Annotated in this window: 1 protein-coding gene; it reads right to left on the bottom strand. The window is 60.7% G+C overall.

Translation table 11 applies throughout. The features are described 5' to 3' along the window. Positions 1-38 precede the first annotated feature (38 nt). Positions 39-1,028, bottom strand: a complete 990-nt coding sequence (locus tag HMPREF0307_RS07195) for an HNH endonuclease (protein ID WP_066490439.1) — start codon at positions 1,026-1,028, stop codon at positions 39-41. Positions 1,029-1,190 lie beyond the last annotated feature (162 nt).

Below are 1,190 nucleotides of genomic sequence, written 5' to 3'. Positions count from 1 at the left end.
GAATCGCCCGCCCCTCGGGGCGGGTTTTCGTGGTTTTCCTAGTTATTCGTGCAAGGCAGGTCCGGCCCGAACTTCCGGCGCTTCCAGAACCGACCCTCGGCGTCTTTGTAATAGACGTCCCCATCCCGCTTCTTCATGTTGTGATACTCGCAGAGCATGAGGATGTTGTCGATATTCGTCTCCCCACCCTTCGACCACGCCACCAGGTGGTCGGCCTGCAACAAGTTAAACGGCCGGTGACACTCCGGATCCTGACACACATGCTGCACCGCCGCGGCCAACTCTTTCTGCGCCGCGCTGAAATACCGCTGCAGCCGGTACTGCTTCACCGGCTCATTACGGGCGTTGACAAACGTCGCCAGCCCAATGCCCTCCAACAACTCGGCCATGATCTCCTCACCCGTACGCCACGTCCCATCCAACGCCCGGACCTTAATGTCTTCCGTATTACCCTGAATCAGCTGCGCCATCACAGGCAACGGCACGATAATGTGCAGCATCTTCCGCGGCGCCGCCAGGCCCATCTTCCCCCTCGCGTGCTGCTTCAAACCCTCATACACCGCCTCCAGGCCGCCGTCATCCACGCCCGGCAGAGAGTTAATGAAATCCATCAACCACCCCTCGTCCGAGCGCACGATCAACCGGTTACGCCCGTCCTTGCCAAACGCCACCGACGCCTCGTTGACCGGCTTCGGCTTTGTAATATGCTTGGCCGCGACTTTCTCCAGCTCGCCTTCGAGCGTGCCACACAAAATCACCCGCAGGTCATTCGGCCTATCGGATTTCTGTGCCAAGTTCTCGATCTTCTCCAGCACCCGCAGCCCGTGGTTGCGCGCACGCGCGGCCGCCCGCGCCTCGTCGATACGCGCGTGGCCCGACTCCCAGTACACCTTGGCCAACCGCAGGAACAGCGACGCATCAATGTCGTTGATGCCCGCATCCCACAGCTGCGTGCGCGTCATCCCGCGCACGGACTTAAGAGAGTCGACGTTGTGGCGCTTGTAGTCGTCGATGAGAGAAGTTGTCATGCCTCACACGCTACGAAGCCTTGTCAACCCCGCGCAATGGCAAGCCCCAGCAAGGCGCCACAATCTGTGGATAACCATAACGACAAAACTAGTTATCCACAGGCTGCGCGGCGGGATCCTGGCACCCCACCCAGGAATCCGGTACTCTGTCGCGCGCACGCG

This window comes from Corynebacterium sp. DNF00584, assembly GCF_001552965.1.
Lineage (GTDB): Bacteria > Actinomycetota > Actinomycetes > Mycobacteriales > Mycobacteriaceae > Corynebacterium > Corynebacterium phoceense.
Note: the sequence above shows the minus strand (reverse complement) of the source record. Positions and strands in the feature narration are given on the sequence as shown.